This window comes from Pseudoxanthomonas sp. LH2527 (assembly GCF_022539275.1).
GTDB lineage: Bacteria > Pseudomonadota > Gammaproteobacteria > Xanthomonadales > Xanthomonadaceae > Pseudoxanthomonas_A.
This window is the reverse complement of record NZ_JAKZBW010000033.1, coordinates 28,741-47,123: the sequence shown is the minus strand read 5'-3', so window position 1 is coordinate 47,123 and position 18,383 is coordinate 28,741. Positions and strand designations below refer to the sequence as shown.

12 protein-coding genes are annotated in these 18,383 nt (G+C 71.1%); 7 read left to right on the top strand and 5 right to left on the bottom strand.

Going from position 1 to position 18,383, the window contains the following annotated elements:
* Nucleotides 1–203: 203 nt before the first annotated feature.
* Both MMG85_RS16035 and MMG85_RS16030 read left to right on the top strand, forming a co-directional pair.
* Complete coding sequence (locus MMG85_RS16035) at nucleotides 204–3,101, top strand: serine/threonine-protein kinase (protein ID WP_241046943.1); 2,898 nt, start codon at nucleotides 204–206, stop codon at nucleotides 3,099–3,101.
* 76 nt (nucleotides 3,102–3,177) lie between these two features.
* Nucleotides 3,178–3,975, top strand: coding sequence for a hypothetical protein (locus MMG85_RS16030; protein ID WP_241046942.1), 798 nt, complete (start codon nucleotides 3,178–3,180; stop codon nucleotides 3,973–3,975).
* Between the two features lie 69 nt (nucleotides 3,976–4,044).
* Here MMG85_RS16030 and MMG85_RS16025 read toward each other — a convergent pair whose 3' ends face one another.
* Nucleotides 4,045–5,502 carry a nucleotide sugar dehydrogenase gene (locus tag MMG85_RS16025; RefSeq protein ID WP_241046941.1) on the bottom strand — a complete coding sequence of 486 codons (1,458 nt, stop codon included), beginning with the start codon at nucleotides 5,500–5,502 and terminating at the stop codon, nucleotides 4,045–4,047.
* 351 nt (nucleotides 5,503–5,853) lie between these two features.
* On the opposite strand from MMG85_RS16025, the gene MMG85_RS16020 reads away from it, so the two are divergent.
* Nucleotides 5,854–8,586, top strand: a complete 2,733-nt coding sequence (locus tag MMG85_RS16020) for a LuxR C-terminal-related transcriptional regulator (RefSeq protein WP_241046940.1) — start codon at nucleotides 5,854–5,856, stop codon at nucleotides 8,584–8,586.
* A 10-nt stretch (nucleotides 8,587–8,596) separates the two neighbouring features.
* Here MMG85_RS16020 and MMG85_RS16015 read toward each other — a convergent pair whose 3' ends face one another.
* The 4 genes from MMG85_RS16015 to MMG85_RS16000 form a co-directional block, all read right to left on the bottom strand.
* Nucleotides 8,597–9,667: a DNA/RNA non-specific endonuclease gene (locus MMG85_RS16015; protein WP_241046939.1), complete on the bottom strand. Its 1,071-nt coding sequence runs from the start codon at nucleotides 9,665–9,667 to the stop codon at nucleotides 8,597–8,599.
* Between the two features lie 1,107 nt (nucleotides 9,668–10,774).
* Nucleotides 10,775–10,975 (bottom strand): hypothetical protein, encoded by a 201-nt coding sequence (locus MMG85_RS16010; RefSeq protein ID WP_241046938.1) that lies wholly within the window; start codon nucleotides 10,973–10,975, stop codon nucleotides 10,775–10,777.
* A gap of 55 nt (nucleotides 10,976–11,030) precedes the next feature.
* Nucleotides 11,031–12,311 (bottom strand): glutamate carboxypeptidase, encoded by a 1,281-nt coding sequence (locus MMG85_RS16005; protein ID WP_241046937.1) that lies wholly within the window; start codon nucleotides 12,309–12,311, stop codon nucleotides 11,031–11,033.
* A 27-nt stretch (nucleotides 12,312–12,338) separates the two neighbouring features.
* Nucleotides 12,339–13,109 carry a hypothetical protein gene (locus tag MMG85_RS16000; protein WP_241046936.1) on the bottom strand — a complete coding sequence of 257 codons (771 nt, stop codon included), beginning with the start codon at nucleotides 13,107–13,109 and terminating at the stop codon, nucleotides 12,339–12,341.
* Nucleotides 13,110–13,382: 273 nt separating this feature from the next.
* Here MMG85_RS16000 and MMG85_RS15995 point away from each other — a divergent pair, with 273 nt between their 5' ends.
* The 4 genes from MMG85_RS15995 (at nucleotide 13,383) to MMG85_RS15980 (ending at nucleotide 18,383) form a co-directional block, all read left to right on the top strand.
* Complete coding sequence (locus MMG85_RS15995) at nucleotides 13,383–16,241, top strand: serine/threonine-protein kinase (RefSeq protein WP_241046935.1); 2,859 nt, start codon at nucleotides 13,383–13,385, stop codon at nucleotides 16,239–16,241.
* Nucleotides 16,242–16,358: 117 nt separating this feature from the next.
* Nucleotides 16,359–16,679, top strand: a complete 321-nt coding sequence (locus MMG85_RS15990; RefSeq protein WP_055939865.1) for a DUF2282 domain-containing protein — start codon at nucleotides 16,359–16,361, stop codon at nucleotides 16,677–16,679.
* Nucleotides 16,680–16,701: 22 nt separating this feature from the next.
* The gene (locus tag MMG85_RS15985) at nucleotides 16,702–17,598 is read left to right on the top strand and encodes a DUF692 domain-containing protein (protein WP_241046934.1); all 897 of its coding nucleotides are present in this window, start codon (nucleotides 16,702–16,704) and stop codon (nucleotides 17,596–17,598) included.
* Nucleotides 17,595–18,383: a DNA-binding domain-containing protein gene (locus MMG85_RS15980; RefSeq protein WP_241046933.1), complete on the top strand. Its 789-nt coding sequence runs from the start codon at nucleotides 17,595–17,597 to the stop codon at nucleotides 18,381–18,383. The genes MMG85_RS15985 and MMG85_RS15980 overlap by 4 nt, the downstream gene beginning before the upstream one ends.

Genomic DNA, 18,383 nt, shown 5'->3' with positions numbered 1-18,383 from the left:
CGCAGCGCCACTCCGGCTCATGCCCGTGCCGCCGGTCGCTGATCACCCCGGACCACGCGAGGACGCCAGGCCCTCGCCCGGTGGCCGGGTCCTGTAGCCCTCGGCCGCCACGATATAGCCAGTTCAGCCGCAGCAAACAATGGCGGGCGCCGACGATGCCGCGCCTGCCCGCGCTGTGCCCCTGCCTTGCCACGAGTTCCTCGATGAATCCCGCCACGCTCCGCGCCCTCGACCTTTTCGATCGCTTCGTCACGCTGACGGGCGCCGCGCGCAAGGCGGCGCTCGACACGCTCGCCGAGGAAGAGCCCGATGCCCACCGGGCCCTGCGGCGCCTTCTGGCCACCGACCTGGGAATGGCGGACCACGTCCCGCTGCTCGACGCATTCCGCGACGTCGCCGACAGCCCGCTGTTCCGCGATGCGGAGGAACCCGCCACGCGCATCGGCGAACGGCTGGGATCGTGGCGCCTCACCGGCGTGCTCGGCAGCGGCGGGATGGGCACGGTGTACGAAGCGCAGCGCGCCGATGGCCAGTACCACCAGCGGGTGGCGCTGAAGTGCATCCGCCAGGACCTGTCGTCGCCGCGCGTGATCGAAGGCTTCCTGCGCGAGCGCGACATCCTGGCCAGCCTCGATCACCCCGGCATCGTGTCGCTGATGGATGGCGGCGTGGACGACGCCGGACGCCCATGGTTTGCGATGCGCCACGTGCAGGGGACGCCCATCGATGCCTGGTGCGACCAGCGAAGCGCCAGCGTGCGCGAGCGCGTGGCGATGCTGGCACAGGCCTGCGATGCGCTGGCGCACGCGCATGCCGCGCACGTGCTGCACCAGGACATCAAGCCTTCCAATCTGCTGGTGACCGACAGCGGCGACGTGCAGTTGCTGGACTTCGGCCTGAGCGTGTCGCTCGCCGCGCCGTACAGCACGCAGCGGCTGGCGGTCTCGCACGCCTACGCCGCGCCGGAGGCACTGGCGTCGGTGGCGCCCACCGTCGCCGCCGACATCTGGTCGCTGGGCATGGTGATGTATCGCCTGCTCGCCGGCACGCTGCCGCGCACGCGCTCGCAACTGATGATGGTGGCGGGCGACGGATCGGCGGTGCCGGTCGCGGCGTCGCTCTCGCGGCTGGCCGCGGCGATGTCCACCGAGGACGCACGCCGCCGCGGCTGCCGTCATGCCGGCGCGCTGGCCCGGCACCTCGCCGGCGACCTCAACGCCATCGCCCGACGCTGCATCGCGCAGGACCCGGCTGCGCGCTACGGCAGCGTCCGCGCCCTGCACGACGACCTGCGCGCCTGGCTGGACAGGCGCCCGGTCAGCGCGCGTCCCGACAGCTGGGCCTACCGCAGCGGGCGCTTCCTGGCCCGCCACCGCATCCCGGTGGGCCTGGCGGGCGTGCTGGCGCTGACCGTGGCCGGCAGCATCGGCGGCGTCGCCTGGAAGCGGGAGCAGGCCACCCACGCCGCGCGCGCCGCGCAGGCGATGGCCTCGGTGTTCGAACAGACCCTCGGTACGGCCACCCTGTCGGGGCTGGGCGAAACCCCGATCTCCTCGCACTCGCTGCTGCGACAGACCGAGCAGCGCGTGCGCGCGCTGCCGCTGGCCGATCACCCCGACGTGCTGGCGCAGGGCCTGGGCATGCTGGCGCGCAACCATGCCGTGATCGGCGACTACGCGCGCGCCACCGCACTCGCCCGCGAGGCCGCCGCCCTGCCCGGCGAAGACGCCACCAGCGCGCGCAGCCAGGCCACCCTGGCCGCGCTGCTCAACCTGCAGGGCAAGCCGGCGGAAGCCGAGCGCGTCGCCCGCGCCGCCCTCACGCGCACCGCCACCGATGAACCCACGTCGGCACGCCGGCAGTTGCTGACCGAATCGGCGCGGGCCCGCTGGCACCTGGCCGACCATGACCAGGCCCGCGCACTGCTCGACGCCGCCCTGGACGAGGCCCTCGCCGCCGACGACAGCGCCGCACAGGCGGAACTGCGCACCCAGCGTGCGCTGTGGAACATCAGACTGCAGCGTTTCGCCGCCGCCGGCGCCGATGCGCAGCGCGCCATCGCACTGGCCACGCCGCGGCATCCGCTGCTGGCGAACGAGGCGCGCCGCATCGCCGCGCACAACCTGGTGATGCAGGAGCGCCTGCCGGAAGCACGCACCACCATCGACCGCGTGCTGGCCGATTACCGCGCGCGGCTGGGCGAATCGCATCCGCTGGTCGGACGCACCTGGCGCGTGGTCGCCGGCCTGCGCTGCAGCGGCGGCGAACTCGACGCCTGCGAAGACGCACTGGACCGCGCCAGCGACATCACCCTGCGCCTGTACGGCGACCGCCATCCCGAACATGCCGAGCTGCTGCAGATCCGTGCGCTGCTGCTCGGCTTGCGCGGGCGCCACGACGAGGGCATGGCCCTGCTGCGCCACGCCGAAACCCTGCTGCGCGCCGCCTATCCCGAAGACCACAACTCCGTCCAGCACGTGCGCTTCATGATCGCGCGCCGCCTGCTGTATTTCCCGCAGGTCTCGCCGCAGCCGCGCCAGCAACAACTGGCCGAGGTGATCGAACGGATGGAAGCGGTGCATGCCAGCTTCGCGCGCGTCGGCCTGCCGCTGCGGCCGCTGGACCGCATGGCGCTGGCCGACGCCCTGCAGCAGCGCAGCGCACCCGGCGACCTCGCCCGCGCACGACGCGTACTGGACGACAACGCCGCGACCCTGCGCGCGTTCCCGCCCACCTACAGCGTCTACTACCGCAACGACTACGACCGCGCGCGGCTGGCCTATCTCGACAACGACACCGCCGCCGCAGACCGCCTGCTCGCGCCGGTCACGGAAGCGCTGGAAACCTATCTCGACCGGCCCGAGCGCACCCGTACGCACAGCACGCTGTCGACCGACAACAACCGGCGCACCCTTTGCCTGGCCTACGCACTGCGTGCGGCCCTGCTGGCGCGCAACGGCGAGCGCGGACAGGCACGCGCCCTGCTGCAGCGCGCGAGCGACAGCCTGGCGAAGGCGCGCGGCATCGAGGATGGTTTCGCCGAACGTGCACACGCGCGGCTGGTCGCGTTCGACCGTACCGGCGACGTGATGATCGACTGACATTGAGCGTGACCGCGTCCTGATTTTTGCGGTGAGTGCGAACAGACAAGAGGATCGGAATCCGGAGTCTTGCCTGATGTGTGGCCACTGCACCGAGCGCGCCGCGCTCGCCGAGCGCGTGCGGTTGCTGCGCACACAGCCAACACCTTCCTCCGATCCGCTGTTGTCGACGATCCACCTGCAGGAGATGCGCAACTGGCGACAGCCCGCCTGGCTGGCCGCCGCGCAGGACGACCCGACCGCCGCGCTGGTGGTGATGTGCCGCAGCTGGACCGACGCGGTGCACGGCGAACAGGACGAACTGCCGCACGACCTGCTTCCCGACCGGCTGCGCGCGCAACTGGAAGCCTGGCGCGCCCGCGTCGACCTGATGCCGATCCCCGCCGCGCCCGATCCGCGTGCCCTGCAGGATGCCCGTGCCGAACTGGATGCCTACCTGGGGGGCTGGTTGCATCTGCGCGGCCACACCGGCCCGCGCTGGGACGAAGCCACCCTGCACGAGCGCCTGCCGCACGTATCGGTGGCGCTGGACACGCTGGTGCGGCATGCGCCGCACGATGAGCGCCTGACCCTGCTGGCCGTGTCCTCGCCCGGCGCCGCCTCGCCCTTCAGCGCCATCGACCTGTGGCTGCAGCGGCGGGCGCTGCAGGCGCTCGCCGCTTACCACGGCATCACCTTCGTGACCGGACTGCTGCCGCACCTGCGCAGCGGCGCCGTGCTGGCGCTGGTGCTGCGCGGCGACCTGGACGAAGCCGCGCTGCTGGCGCTGCACACCGCCCTGCGCGACCGTCCGGACAACGGCAACGAGGGCGCGAGCGATCTGCGCACCGCCGTGGCACTGCTGCTGGCGGCACCGGCGGACGCGACCGCCTGACAAGGCGCCAACCCACGTCGGCGACGCGCGCCAGCGGACGCATTGCGCGCCCGCCGGCGTACGTCTCCCCTAAAGCGCAAGATAGAACACGTCCTCCGGCAGCAACGCCGGATCCACTGCCCCTTTCAGGTCCACGAACATGCCCTGCGGACGCAGCGACTGCTCGGCCTGGTCGTAGATGCGGGCGGTGAACTCCGGGTGCGGCACCGCCAGCACCAGCACGTCCAGGTCGCCCCAGTCGGTCTCGTCCTCCAGTTCGATGCCGAACGCGGCGCGGCTTTCGTACACGTCGGCGCGCGGGTCGGCGATATGCGCCTGGATGCCGTAGACAGCCAGCGCCTGCGCCAGTTCGACCGTCTTCGAGTTGCGGATGTCCGGCACGCCCTCCTTGAAGGTGACGCCCAGGATGCCGACCCGCGCACCGCGGATGCACGTCTCCTGCGCCGCCATCGCCAGCACGATCCGGCTGGCGATATAGGCGGGCATGCCTTCGTTGACCTGCCGCGCCGCCAGGATCAGCCGGGGCTGGTAGCCGAACCGCTGCGCCGTATCCGCCAGGTAGTACGGATCGATGCCGACGCAGTGCCCGCCGACCATGCCCGGCGAGAACGGCAGGAAGTTCCATTTGCTCGCCGCCGCGCCCAGCACATCGGCGACGCGGATGCCGAGCAGGCCGCAGATCTGCGCCATCTCGTTGATCAGCGCGATGTTGACGTCGCGCTGCGTGTTCTCCAGCAGCTTCGCCGCTTCGGCCACCTTGATCGACTCGACGCGGTGCACGCCGGCGCCGACGACCGTGCCGTACACCGCGGCGACCAGGTCGAGCGTCCGGCGATCCTGCGCCGCGATCAGCTTCACGATCGAAGCCAAATCGCGCCGGGCATCGCCGGGATTGAGCCGCTCCGGGCTGTAGGCGAGCTGGAAGTCCACGCCGCAGCGCAGCCCGCTGGCCTGCTCCAGCGCCGGACCGCAGACCTCTTCCGTGGTGCCGGGGTACACCGTCGACTCGATCACCACCGTCGCGCCCGGCGCCATCACCCGGCCGATCGTCGCGCACGCCTCCACCAGCATGCCCAGGTCGGGCTTGCCGGCCGCCGTCAACGGCGTGGGGACGGCGACGATGAAGAAGTTGCTGTCCGCCAGCGCCGCCGGATCGGAATGCAGCATCAGCCTGCTGTGCGCCAGTACGTCCGGGCCGACCTCGCCAGTGCAGTCGATGCCGTTGCGCAACGTCGACAGGCGCGTCTCGTCGATGTCGAAACCGAGGGTGGGGAAGGTGTCGGCGAATGCCGTGGCCACGCGCAGGCCCACATACCCCAGTCCGACCACGGCGACCGTCACGTTGCCCAGCAGGCTGGCGTCGCCGGCCGCAGGCGGATCGTAGTGTTCGATGCAGGCCGCCGTGCAGGCATGCGCAGCGGGTGCTTCCTCCACCAGCGACAGATCGCCTGCGGACGCCTCGTCGTATCCGGGCGCGGCGGGACGATCGGACTTCGAGCGGAAGTACGGATGTTCGTGGCGTTCCATGGTGTCCTCCTGGCCATCGACATTCAGAACTCGACGGATACCAATGTGGGACGCGGTTGGCGGAAGGTCACCGTCCGGAAGGACGGCACATTCGCCGGAGGCGTACCCGTCCTGTCACCTCCGGAAAGTGAACTCACACAAGACAGACGGCATGAGGATCAGGCGTAGAGTGGCCCTATCGCCGACGCCGATCCGCCGAGGCCGCTTGCACCGCCCCACTGCCGTTGCGCACGCAACCACACGGCGGCGCGGAAACGGAACGTACCCACCGGGTACGTCGTGGCACCAGGACGACGCCACCGCTACAGGTGCCATGCCGGCACCGCCTGCATGTTGCGACTGGAAGACATCATGTCGTCCGCTGCCCCGCAAATCCTGTCCACGAAACTCCGCCCGCCAAGCCGACCCGCGGGCGCCATCGAGCGGCCGCGGCTTGCGATGCCGGTGATCGACGACCTGCCCAAGGTCGTGCTGGTCGTCGCGGCGGCGGGCTTCGGCAAGACCACGCTCATCACGCAATGGCACCAGCATCTGGGCGACCGTGCGGTGTGGCTGTCGCTGGACCGCAACGACCAGGACCTCTTCATCTTCGTGCGCCACCTGATCGCCGCCTTCAACCGCGCGCAGGCCGTGATCTCGGCGGCGACGACGAGCTTCGTGGAAGGCCGCGTATCCGCGCTCGACGGCGACGAGACGACCATCAGGATCGCCAACGACCTGGACGGCCTGGACGAAGACCGCGTGCTGTTCCTCGACGACTACTACCTGGCCGAAACGCCCGCGCTCAACGACCTGGTCCACCAGCTGATCGAACGCTCGTCGCCGCGCCTGCACGTGGTGATCGCCAGCCGGGTGGCGCCGGCGCTGCCGGTCGCGCGCTACCGCGGACGCAACGCGCTGCGCGAACTCGGCATGCGCGACATGACGTTCAACCGCAGCGAGGCCGACGCCTTCCTCGCGCAGGCCCGCGGCCTGCGACTGGCCCCGCGCGAACTGGACCTGCTGCTGCGGCATACCGAAGGCTGGGGCGCCGGCCTGCAACTGGCCAGCCTGTTCCTGAAGGACAGCCGCGACGCGCGCAGCGCGATCCACGCGCTGTCCGGCGACACCCGCGACATCGCCGACTACCTGGCCACCGAGGTGGTGCGGCGGCAGCCGCCGGCGGTGCAGCAGTTCCTGCTGTACTCCTCGATCCTCGACCGCCTGAACGCCGATGTCTGCAACGCGCTGCTCGGCTTCGACGATGCGCAGGCGATGATCGAACAGGTCGAGACGCTGGGGCTGTTCCTGTTCCCGCTCGATGCCCGTCGCCACTGGTATCGCTATCACCACCTGTTCCGCGACTTCCTGCGTGCGCAGCTCAGGCGCCGGCACCCGGAATCGCTGGCGACGCTCTACCGCGACGCCAGCAACTGGTTCGCCGACGCGGGCCTGCACGAGGAAGCCGTCAACATGGCGCTGGACGCGGACGACTTCGACCATGCCGCGCTGCTGGTGGAGCGGTTCGCCGTGGACATGATCAAGCAGGGACACATCCCCCAGGTCGCACGCTGGATACAGCGCTTCCCGCCGCAGGTGCTCGACCAGAATCCGCGGCTGCCGCTGTACCAGTGCTGGGCGGTGGCGCACATGGCCCAGGTCCACCTGGCCGAAGCCTTGCTGCAACGGGTGGAAGCGGCCGCCGACACGCTGTGCCAGGGCGTCGAGGAAGCCCGCCGCGTGCTGGAAGGGGAGATCCACACCCTGCGCACCATCGTGGCGCTGATGGCCGACGACATCGACCGCACCCGCGCGCTGTCGGCGGTGCGCTTTCCGGATGCGCCCGACTACCACTTCCTGTCCGGATGCCTGAACAACGTGGCCGGCTTGGTCGCGCTGGCCCGGGGCGAATTCGCCCATGCCGTCGAGTCGGCCAGCCTGGCCAGGCGCTTCCACGCCGACTCCGGCTGTTCCTACGGCATCTGCTACAGCCATTGCATCAGCGGCCTCACCGACCAGGCCCAAGGCAGGCTGTCCGATGCGAGCACGCAGTTCCTGCGCGCGCTGGACGTCGCCGTCCGCGCCAGCGGCGAGCATTCGTTCAACGCCGCCATGCCGCGCGTGCTGCTGGCCGTGCTGCACTACGAAGCCAACGAGCTGGACGACGCCTACGCCATCCTCGAGAACGACCTGCCGCTGGTCGACGAATGCGCCTACGTCGACATCCGCACCGGCGGCTTCGTGGCGATGGCCGGCATCCTCGGCGCGCGCGGCCAGGTGCACGCCGCCCTCGCCCACCTGGACCAGGCCGTCACGATCAATGTCGAAGCCGCCTTTGAACGGACCTGTGCGCTGGCCAACAGCGAGAGCATCCGCCTGCGCCTGCTGGCCGGCGATGTCGCCGGCGCACGGCGGTTCGCGCACCACACCGGCATCGACGACGGTATCGCCCTGCCGACGGTGTGGTCGCGCCCGGCGGGACTGCGCGCGATCAGCCAGTGCCGCCTGCTGATCGCCGAGGGCCATGCCGCTGCGACCATCGCACCGCTGCAGGCACTGGCCCTGCTGGCCAAGGCCGCGGAGCGACGTGCGCGCAAGATCCAGATCCTGTCGCTGCTGATCGTCGCGCTGGTGCAGGTGCACCGGCAAGACGCCGCCTTCGCGACCGCACGCCGGATCCTGGCGCTGGGCGCCGAGGAAGGCTTCCTGCGCAGCATCCTCGACCAGGGCCAGGCGGCCGGCGACACCTTCGTGGCGTTCGCCCGCGACCGCGCCGGCACCTCGGTGCTGTCGCCGCTCGAAGCGGACTATCTGGCGCGCATCTGCGCCGCCGCCGGGCAGCCGACGACCCGCGCCGCCACACCGTTCTCGGCCGGCACGCGCGTGCCCTTTCTGGTCAATGGCGTCGCCGAAACGCTGAGCGGGCGCGAGCTCAAGGTGCTGCGCCTGCTCGCCGAAGGCGCCACCAACACCCACATCGGCACGACGCTGTTCATCTCGGTCAACACCGTGCGCTGGCACGTGGCCAACATCCTCAGCAAGCTGCAGGTGGAGAACCGCACGCAGGCCGCGGCGGCGGCACGCGAACTGGGACTGACGACGTAGCGCGGCACCGTCACTGGCACTGGATCGGATGCGCCACGCGCTCCAGCGCCGCCTGCTCGCGCGTCTCCAGGTCCGGCAGCACGTCGAAGCCGGTGGCGTCCTCGATCGCATCGATGCTGGCGACGAAATCGCCGAGCTGGGAGTTTTCCGGCAACACCTGGTTGGGCATCACCGCGGCCCAGGCACGCAGCTCGCCGGCCGGCGTGCGGTAGACCAGGATCTTCCAGGTGTGGGTGGGAATGACCACGCCGTCGCCGAGGGTATCGACGGTGATGAACTGCACATCGCGCTCGGTATAGATCATCGGCCCGCTGATCACCCACTTGGCCCCGCGCACCGGGCCGGTGGTGCGCGCACAGGCTTCCAGCCGCGCCCACTGGCCGCGGTTCATCGCGCGATGCTGCGGCACCGCGTTGGAAAGATAGAACGTGTCGGCGATGCGCGACTCGCTGCTGGAATGCGCCTCGGCCGGCGCCATGTGGCCGATGTCGATCGGGAACAGACCGGCGCGCGTGCGGTGCTGCGACGAGCCGGCGTAATCGGCCGGCACCGCGCGCGCCTGCTGCACTGACGGATCGGCCTTGAACGACAGTCCCGCCCGCTCGACGTTCTTCTGCAGCGAGCGCGTGGTGTAGGTCTCGCACACCCAGTACGGCGTCTTCAGGTCGGCGCTGTGCAGCAGCGCGTACCCGGCGCGCACGACGCGCTCGGTGGCACCGAAATCCAGTCCGCGACGCGGCACCGGCTCGCCGAAGGGACAGTGCGATGTCGCTGACGTCGACGCCCGCGCGGTCGTCGCGGTCGCGACCGCGTCTTCCGTCGCCGGCGGTGGGAGCGCGGCATCGCCGGCCAGCGCGGGTGGATCGAAAGCATCCTCCGCCATCGCGACGGACCCGGCTTCGTCATTGAAGTACGGACGGCTGACCGCATCGACGGGAACGCGGCTCGGCACCTGCTTCACCTCCGCATCGCCCCGCACGGCACGCGCCGGTCCCCGCGTCGTGCAGCCCCCGGCCACCACGCCCAGCAGGAGCAGCAAGGCCAGCCGCGGCCACGGACGAAGGTGCGGTGGAAGGCGCATCGTGGGCATCCGGTTGTCGGACAGGCGGACGGGCGCCGTGCAACGACCGTCCTGGCCGGTCGCACGGATCGCGGGGATCTCTCCTGCTGACACGCAGGTGCCTGCGCGGGTCGGCCATCGTTGGATCAGATGACACCGTCAGGCCACGGCCGTCCGCAATGCGGCGCCTCGCACGTTGTTGCGCGACTCGGAATGCGCCCGCTCCTCGCGACATGGGGACCCGCGCCAGCGAAAACCCCGTGCCATGAGCACCGCTCGTGGTGAGCCCGTCGAACCACGCTCTTTGCGGTGGATCGACGGGTCATGACGCTGCCGAAGTACGGTGAAAAGCGTGGTTCGACGGGCTCACCACGAACGGAAATCGAGGACGGCCCCAGCCAGCCGGATGCGTCCCGCCATGGCCTCCGCTTTTCATACACGCACGCGCATACAGGCACAGACCACATCACCGAAAGAGATCCCTCTGCACCGCACCACCCCGCACGTCACTGCGCGCCCCGGAGCGCTTCCGGCCCTTGCATCATCAAGACCCGGACCGGTGGAATCACCGGGACACCGACTCCGTTCGTGGTGAGCCCGTCGAACCACGCTCTTTGCGATGGATTGACGGATCATGACGCTGCTGCATTACGGTGAAAAGCGTGGTTCGACAGGCTCACCACGAACGGGAATCTGGGGACCGCATCAGCCCGCAGGATGCGTCCCGCTCTGACAACTTCTTTTCACACACGCACGCGCATACAGACACAGGCCACATCACCGAAAAGATCCCTCTGCACCACACCACCCCGCACGTCGCTGCGCGCCCCGGAGCGCTTCCGGCCCTTGCATCATCAAGACCCGGACCGGTGGAATCACCGGGACACCGACTCCGTTCGTGGTGAGCCCGTCGAACCACGCTCTTCGCGATGGATAGACGGGTCATGACGCTACTGCATTACGGTGAGAAGCGTGGTTCGACAAGCTCACCACGAACGGAAATCGAGGGACGGCATCAGGCAAGCGGACTTGCTGAACTTTTCCGATGCTCCGTACCGGCACCAGCACCGACGCCGGTGCCATCATCCAGCCATTGCATCGACACGGCACCAACCCGCACGGCGTGCATCACCTCGCACCATGCCGCTCGCGGATCACCTGCAGGCGTTCGCGGTAGTACAGGGAATCGGCGGCCTTCTCCGGCGGGTGGTCGGCCAGCCAGTCGAGCGCCTGCTGCAGGATCGCGGGCTTGTCGGCCTCGGGGGCTTCCATCGCGGTGTCCACGCGGTCGAGTTGCAGGATGACGTCTTCACGGGTCGAGGCGGGCATGGGGGCACTCCATCAGGAAAGGCCCCAGCCTAGGTCGCGCCGTGTATGCGTCGCGTCATGGCGATTCGGTATGCGCGCGCCGGCCCAGTTCGATCAGCATCCGCGCGGCCAGGTACAGGCGCGGCGGAATGGAATCGATCTCGATGTATTCGTTGCGCGCGTGGTAGCCCCAGCCCGCCAAGCCCAGCCCTTCCAGCACGGCGGCGTTGCCGGACCGCCCGGCGAAGCCGGCATCGGTGCCGCCGTTGGTGGTGGGATGCATCAGCAGCTGCCGCCCATCGAGCTCGGCGTAGATGTCGCGCGCCAGGTCGGCCAGTGCGCGGCCGCGGTCGCCGGCCACGTAGATCGGGCGCAGCGGTTCCAGCGTCACCGTCGTGGTGGTGTCGGGAACCAGCGGACGCTCCTTCACCTTCGCCTGCAGCGCCGCGAGCAGCTTCTCGTTGCTGTCGGCCTGCATCACGCGCACGTCGCCACCGGCCTCGGCACGCTCGGGGATCTGGTTGCGCGCGGTGCCGGCATTGGCGGTGGTCCAGTTGAGTTGCGCGCCGGGCACGCCGACGGCCACGTCCTTCGTCTGTAGCAGCTGGTGCGCCAGTTCGAGCAGCGCGTTGCGGCCCTGCTCCGGCGCGGCGCCGGCGTGCGCGGAGAGGCCCTGTACGCTCATGCGCACCTGCGAGGTGCCGGCGGCGCTCAACAGCACGCCTTCGTGTTCGATGACCGCCTTGGCCGGCGAGGGCTCGAACGACAGCACCACGTCGTGGTCGGCGGCCAGCGTGGCGATGGTTTCGCCGGAACCGGGCGAACCGATTTCCTCGTCCGGGTTGAACAGCACCGTGACCGTGGCGTAATCGTTCCAGCCGCGCGCCTTCAACAACGCTATGGCATGCAGGATCACCGCGATGCCGCCCTTGTCGTCGGCGATGCCCGGCCCATACAGCAGGTTGCCTTTCTGCTGGTACGGCTCGCGGGCGAGGATGCCGCGGTCGTATACGGTGTCGGCGTGGGCGATCAGCATCACCTTCAGCGCGCCGTTGCCGGTGAACACGCCGCGCACCATGTCCGGACCACCGGTGGCGGAGGGCATGCGATCGACCTTCGCATCCAGCGCGCGCAGCCGTGTGTCCAAGTACGCCATCAGCGTGGCGACGCCCTCGTGGTCGGTGGAACCGGATTCGGTCGTCACCAGCTCGCGCAGCGTCTCGATCACCGCCGGCTGCGCCTGCGTGGCGGCGTCACGCAACGCCGTGTCGACCTGTTCGGCCGAAGCCTGCGCGCCGGCACCCGCGGTGGCCAGCAGCAACACGGCGGTGTGCAAAGCGGTACGTGCGATCTGCATGGCGTCACTCCTGTGCGTGGGGGGCGATCAGAACCGGTATTCCAGCCCCAGGCCGGGGCCCTGCATCGTGGTGTCGAAGCGGAAGCCGCCGCCGGTCTCGAAGTCGGTCGACAAGCGCCGGTAGCCGGCGATCACCGCGAGGCGTTCGTTGATGTCGTAGCCGGCCAGCAGCATCAGGTCGGTGGACAGGTCGGATTCGCCGGTACCGGCCAATACCCATCCGCCGACGAACACGCCGTTGCCGAAGCCGTGCCGCCCCTTCACGCCGACCTGCGCATCGACCCAGCGGTGCGACTGCTCGCCCGAATACTGCTGCGGCACCGGCGGTGTCGGCACCGGCGCGGCGTAGGCCAGGCGCACGCGCGCCGACCACACGCGCACGCCGGCCACCAGGTCCAGGTGGGTGGCGTCGCGTTCGAGCAGGCCGTAGCGCCAGGCGAGCAGACCGCTGGTGGTGCGCGTCTTCAACCGCACCGGCAACGCGGCGCCGGCGACCGGCACCTGCACCGTGGTGGAGAGCTTGGCGAACTGGCCGTCCAGCAGCAGGCCATGGCGGCCCCTGCGTGCCTCGAACGCACCCATCGCGCCGGCGTCCAGTTCCTCCAGCGAGTCGCGGAAACTTTTTGAGGTATTCACCGTCACCGGCAGCCGCGCATGCGCGAACGAACCCTCGGTCGACGAGCCCCAGACATACGGCGTGAGCCGGAACGTCCACGCATCCGCCGCCTGTGCCTGCGCCAGCATCGGTGCGCTGCACACCAGTCCCGCCAACACCCTGACACGCCACGTGATCGCCATGCCGTTCCCTCGTGGTGGCCGTCGCCCCTGCCCCGCGACGGGCGGTGGAACCGCCGCCGTGCGGCGTTCCCCGCGGCCGCCTGTGTAGCACCAATGTGAGTCGACTGCCACCGGCCCCGCGTCCTCTCCGGCCGCGACGGCCCGATCACCTCACATGACACCGCCCGTCCTCCCCGGGCCCAGGGCACTCGCGATGCAGGTCCCCCCTTCCCGTCCGCCGCCGAGGCGCACGCCACGTTCCCCACGCCGTCCGCGCGCGACGCAGGCGCGGACATGAGCACCTCCGCCACGCGCGCACTGGCGCTGTTCGACGAATACATCACGCTCACGCCGGCACGGCGCGCCGCCGCGCTGGCGACGCTGGCGCAGGACGACCCGGCCACGCACCAGTTGCTGGCCCGGCTGCTGGCCTCCGACCAGGCGCTGGACGCGGGCCACCAGTCCGACCTGCTGGACGAACTACCCGGCACCCTGTCGGACCTGCAGACCGCATCCGAGCCCGGCGAGGACGCGCGCCTGCAGCAGCGGCTGGGGCCGTGGCGGATCGAGCGCCTGATCAGCGAAGGCGGCATGGGCAGCGTCTACGAGGCGCAACGCGCCGACGGCCAGTACCAGCAGCGGGTGGCGCTGAAGTGCATCCGCCGCGAACTCTCTTCGCCCGCGCTGATCGACGGCTTCCTGCGCGAGCGCGAGGCGCTGGCCGCGCTGGACCATCCCGGCATCGCCAGCCTGATCGATGGCGGCGTGGATGGCGACGGCCATCCGTGGTTCGCGATGCGCTACGTGCAGGGCGACCACATCGAGGACTGGTGCGATGCGCGCGGCGCCGACCTGCGCCGGCGCGTGGCGCTGCTGGTGCAGGCCTGCGACGCGCTGGCGTACGCGCACGACCACGGCGTGCTGCACCAGGACATCAAGCCGTCCAACCTGATGGTCAGCGACGACGGCCAGGTGCAGCTGCTCGACTTCGGCCTGACCGCCTCGCTCGCCGCGCCCGGCAGCCTGCCGCGGCTGGCGGCGTCGTTCGGCTATACCGCGCCCGAGGCGATGGCCGGCGCGCCGCCGCGGGTGACCGCCGATGTCTGGTCGATGGGCCGGCTGATGCATGTGCTGCTGGCCGGTGTGTTGCCGCGCAGCCCGTCCGTGCTGGCCTCCGTCGGCGGCCAGGACGCCGCGGTCGAGCCGATGTCCGCGCTCGCCGCGCTGCAACCCGTGGACACCGCCACGGCGCGCGCCTGCCGCACGCCGGCGGTGCTGGCGCGGCAGTTGTCCGGCGACCTGGACGCCATCGTGCAACGCGCCACGGCGACCTCGCCCGCCGCGCGCTACGCCTCCATCACCGCCCTGCGCGCCGACTTGCAGGCGTGGCTGGAGCTGCGCCCCGTGCAGGCCCGCGACGGCGGCATGGCCTACCGCCTGGGCCGCTCCATCGCCCGCCACCGCACGGTGGCCGCGGTGTCGGCCGGCTGCGCGCTGCTGCTGGTCGCCGGCGCCGGCGTGGCGGTCTGGCACAGCCTGCGGCTGGCGCACGAGGCGGCCGAATCGCAGGCGCTGTCGCAGGTGTTCGAACAGACAGTCGGCACCGCCACGCTGTCCGGACTGGGCGCCACGCCGATGTCCTCGCAGCAGCTGCTCGCCGACGCCGAACGGCGCATGCGCGCGCTCGACCTGCAGGACCATCCCAACGTGCAGGCGCGCGGGCTGGCGATGCTGGCGCGCAACTACATGGCCATCGGCGACTACGGCCGCGCCACCGCGCTGGCCCGCGAGGCCGGCACCCTGCAGCGCGACGATCCCGCCAGCAACGCCGCCACGCTGGCCGCCCTGCTCAACCTGCAGGGCAAACCGGCCGAGGCCGGCCGCGTGGCGCAGCAGGCGCTGGCCACCGCGGACAAGGACACCGCCGTCGCCGTGACGCTGCAACTGCTGACCGAACAGGCGCGCAGCCAGTGGCACCGGGTGCGGCACGCGGACGCCTACCGCACGCTGCAGCAGGCCCTGGCGCTGGCCGAACGCGCCGGCGACACCACCGCGCAGGCCGAACTGCGCACCCTGCGCGGCGAGTGGGCGCTGCGGCAGGTGCGCTTCGCCGATGCCGACGCCGACCTGCACGCCGCCATCCGCCTGTCCGGCGACGGCGCGCCGCTGGTGGCGCAGGCGGCGCGCCTGCTGTCCGCCCACACGCTGATGGCGCAGGGCCGCATGGAGGAAGGCCATGCCGCCACCCGCCAGGTGCTGGCCGAGTACCGCCGCCTGCTGGGCGATCAGCATCCGCTGGTGGGCCGCAGCTGGCGCCTGCTGGCGCATGGCGACTGCGTGCGCGGCCGCTTCGCGCCCTGCCTCGCCGCGGTGGAGCGCGCCGAGGCCATCGTCCGCCGCGACTTCGGCGAGCAGCATCCGGAATACGCCGACGTGCTGCGCGTGCGCGCGCTGGCGTCGATGTTCGACCCGGCCAGCACGGTCGACGGCACCGCCCTGCTGCGCCGCGCCGATGCCATCCTGCGCACGGCCTATCCGCCGGACCACACCGACGTGCTGCGGGTGGAATCGATGCTGGCGCGGCGCCTGCTGACCCTGCCGGCGCCGACCCCCGCGGCCCGCAGGCAGCAGCTGGAAGACGTCATCGGCCGGCTCGACGCGACCCTGGCGCAGAGCCGGCGCAGCGGGCTGCCGGTGCCGGCCTCGCACCGCATCACCCTGGTCGAGGCCCTGATCGAGCGCGACCGCCCCGGCGACCTCGGCCAGGCGCGAGGCCTGCTGGAGGAGAACCGGATACTGCTGCGCGCCTACACGCCCGACTTCGGCTGGCGCCTGCTCAACGAACAACTGGATGCCTCGCTGGCACTGCGCGACGGCGACCTCGACCGCGCCGATGCACGCCTGTCCGACCTGCTCGCCACGCCGCCGACGCAACCGGCCACGGCGGCGCAACGCAGGATGCGCGGACAGGCGCTGGTGATGCGCGCCCACCTGGCCCTACGCCGCGGCGACCGCGTGCAGGCACGCGCCTGGCTGGACCAGGCACTGGCGCACACGCAGGCCACGGCCGGCCCGGCGCATGCCGACACCGCCGCGATGCGCGCCACGCTGGCCACCTTCGAGCGCGGCGACCGCATCGCCGTGCCCGAGTGAGCGCGTGTCCGCGCGACGGCGGACGTAACCTTTTTTGCTCTGCGCACGAAGTCTTCCTGCGAGAGGGACATCCGGCACGGTGCCGGCCCCTCCGGTCCACCTACAGGAGACTTCCCGATGTCCAGCCCCTTCACCACCGCCGTCCCCGCCTTCGCCCTCGCCGCCGCCCTCGGTTCGGCGCTGGCCATGGGCGCCACGCCCGCCTCCGCCGCCGACAAGGCCGCCAAGGAACGCTGCTATGGCGTGGCCATGGCAGGCAAGAACGACTGCGCCGCCGGTCCGGGCACCACCTGTGCCGGTACCTCCAAGACCGACTACCAGGCCAATGCGTGGAAGTACGTGCCGGCCGGCACCTGCACCAAGATGGCGTCGAAGACCTCGCCGACCGGCTTCGGCCAGCTCGCCGCGTTCACGCCCAAGCCTGCCAAGGCCGGTTGATCGCAACGCCGGAGATGCGACGGTGACCTTTGCGATCCTTCCCCGTGGCACCGATCGTCTCCCGGTCGATGCCGGCCTGCCCGCGCAGGCCGGCATCGGTTTCAAGCCCCCGCACTTCGACGCGCTGATCGGCGACCCGCAGCCGCCCGGCTTCATCGAAGTGCATGCGGAAAATTACCTGGGTGCGGGTGGCCCGCCGCATGCGCAGCTGTCCGCGCTGTGCGAACGCCTGCCGCTCTCCGTGCATGGCGTCGGCCTGTCGCTGGGCGGCGAAGCGCCACTCGACACCGCCCATCTCGCCCGCGTGCAGGCATTGCTCGCGCGCTACCGGCCGGCCGTGTTCTCCGAACACCTGGCGTGGTCCACGCACGACGGCCGCTTCTTCAACGACCTGCTGCCGCTGCGCTACGACGCCGCCTGCCTGGCCCGCGTGTGCCGGCACATCGAACAGGTGCAGGAACGGATTGGCCTGCAACTGCTGCTGGAAAATCCCAGCACCTATTTCCCCATCACCGGCAGCACCTACAGCGAGCCCGACCTGCTGTCGGCCATCGTGCAGCGCACCGGCTGCGCACTGCTGCTGGACGTCAACAACGTGCACGTGTCCTGCCACAACCAGGGCCACGATCCGCTCGCCTATCTCGCCGCCCTGCCGCTGCACGCGGTGCGGCACATCCACCTGGCCGGCCACGCGCGCGACGTCGATGCCGCCGGCGAGACGGTGCTGATCGACGATCACGGCGCGCCGGTCGATGACGCGGTGTGGGCACTGTACCGGCACGTGCTGGACCGCACCGGGCCGCTGCCCACGCTGATCGAATGGGACACGCACGTGCCCGACTACGCCATCCTGCGCGCGCAGGCGCGGCAGGCGCAGGCGTGGCTGGACGAGGCCGCCACCCGGCGCGCCGCCGCATGAGCGCCGCGGCCAGCCTGCACGGCGCCTTCTCGACCGCGCTGCGGCATGCGGAGACCGCCTTGCCTGCCAGCGTCGCCGGCGAGCGTGCCGCGCGCCGACTGGCGATCCATCGCAACACCTTCGTCGTCAGCCTGGTCGATGCGCTGGTCGCGTCGTTCCCGGTGACGCAGGCGCTGGTGGGCGAGACGTTCTTCCGCGCGATGGCGCGCGAGCGCGTGCTGGCCGATCCGCCCCGTTCGCCGGTGCTGACCGACTACGCGTTGGACTTCCCCGATTTCATCGCCGCCTTCGCGCCGGCCGCCGCGGTCGCCGGCCTGGCCGACGTGGCGCGCATCGAAGCGCTGCGCATCCGCGCCTACCACGCCGCCGATGCGGTGCCGCTGCCCGACGCCGCCTACCACGCCCTGCTGCAGGCACCGACGCGCCTGCCCGGCACGCGCGTCGTGCTGCATCCGGCCTGCGCGTGGTTCCGTGCCTCGCATGCCGCACTGAGCGTGTGGCAGGCGCACCAGGGACTGGCCGATCTGGCCGACGCGCATCTGGACGGCCTCGACACCCGCGTGTCCGACGACGTCCTGATCGCACGTCCGGTCTTCGATGTCCGCGTGGCTGCACTGCCCGCCGGCGCCCTCGCCTGGCTCGACGCGCTCGCCGCGGGCCGCACGCTGGGCGAGGCCTTCGCCCTGGCGCATGCGTCTTCGCCGCACACCGATGACGGCGCGCTGTTCGCCCTGCTGCTGGCGCACGGCCTGGCCATTGCCTTCGACCTTCCACCGGAGTCCTGA

Bases quoted from the DNA above. Each gene is read 5' to 3' on its own strand.
- MMG85_RS16035 (WP_241046943.1), top strand. From the start codon at position 204: ATGAATCCCGCCACGCTCCGCGCCCTCGACCTTTTCGATCGCTTCGTC.
- MMG85_RS16030 (WP_241046942.1), top strand. From the start codon at position 3,178: ATGTGTGGCCACTGCACCGAGCGCGCCGCGCTCGCCGAGCGCGTGCGG.
- MMG85_RS16025 (WP_241046941.1), bottom strand. From the start codon at position 5,502: ATGGAACGCCACGAACATCCGTACTTCCGCTCGAAGTCCGATCGTCCC.
- MMG85_RS16020 (WP_241046940.1), top strand. From the start codon at position 5,854: ATGTCGTCCGCTGCCCCGCAAATCCTGTCCACGAAACTCCGCCCGCCA.
- MMG85_RS16015 (WP_241046939.1), bottom strand. From the start codon at position 9,667: ATGCGCCTTCCACCGCACCTTCGTCCGTGGCCGCGGCTGGCCTTGCTG.
- MMG85_RS16010 (WP_241046938.1), bottom strand. From the start codon at position 10,975: ATGCCCGCCTCGACCCGTGAAGACGTCATCCTGCAACTCGACCGCGTG.
- MMG85_RS16005 (WP_241046937.1), bottom strand. From the start codon at position 12,311: ATGCAGATCGCACGTACCGCTTTGCACACCGCCGTGTTGCTGCTGGCC.
- MMG85_RS16000 (WP_241046936.1), bottom strand. From the start codon at position 13,109: ATGGCGATCACGTGGCGTGTCAGGGTGTTGGCGGGACTGGTGTGCAGC.
- MMG85_RS15995 (WP_241046935.1), top strand. From the start codon at position 13,383: ATGAGCACCTCCGCCACGCGCGCACTGGCGCTGTTCGACGAATACATC.
- MMG85_RS15990 (WP_055939865.1), top strand. From the start codon at position 16,359: ATGTCCAGCCCCTTCACCACCGCCGTCCCCGCCTTCGCCCTCGCCGCC.
- MMG85_RS15980 (WP_241046933.1), top strand. From the start codon at position 17,595: ATGAGCGCCGCGGCCAGCCTGCACGGCGCCTTCTCGACCGCGCTGCGG.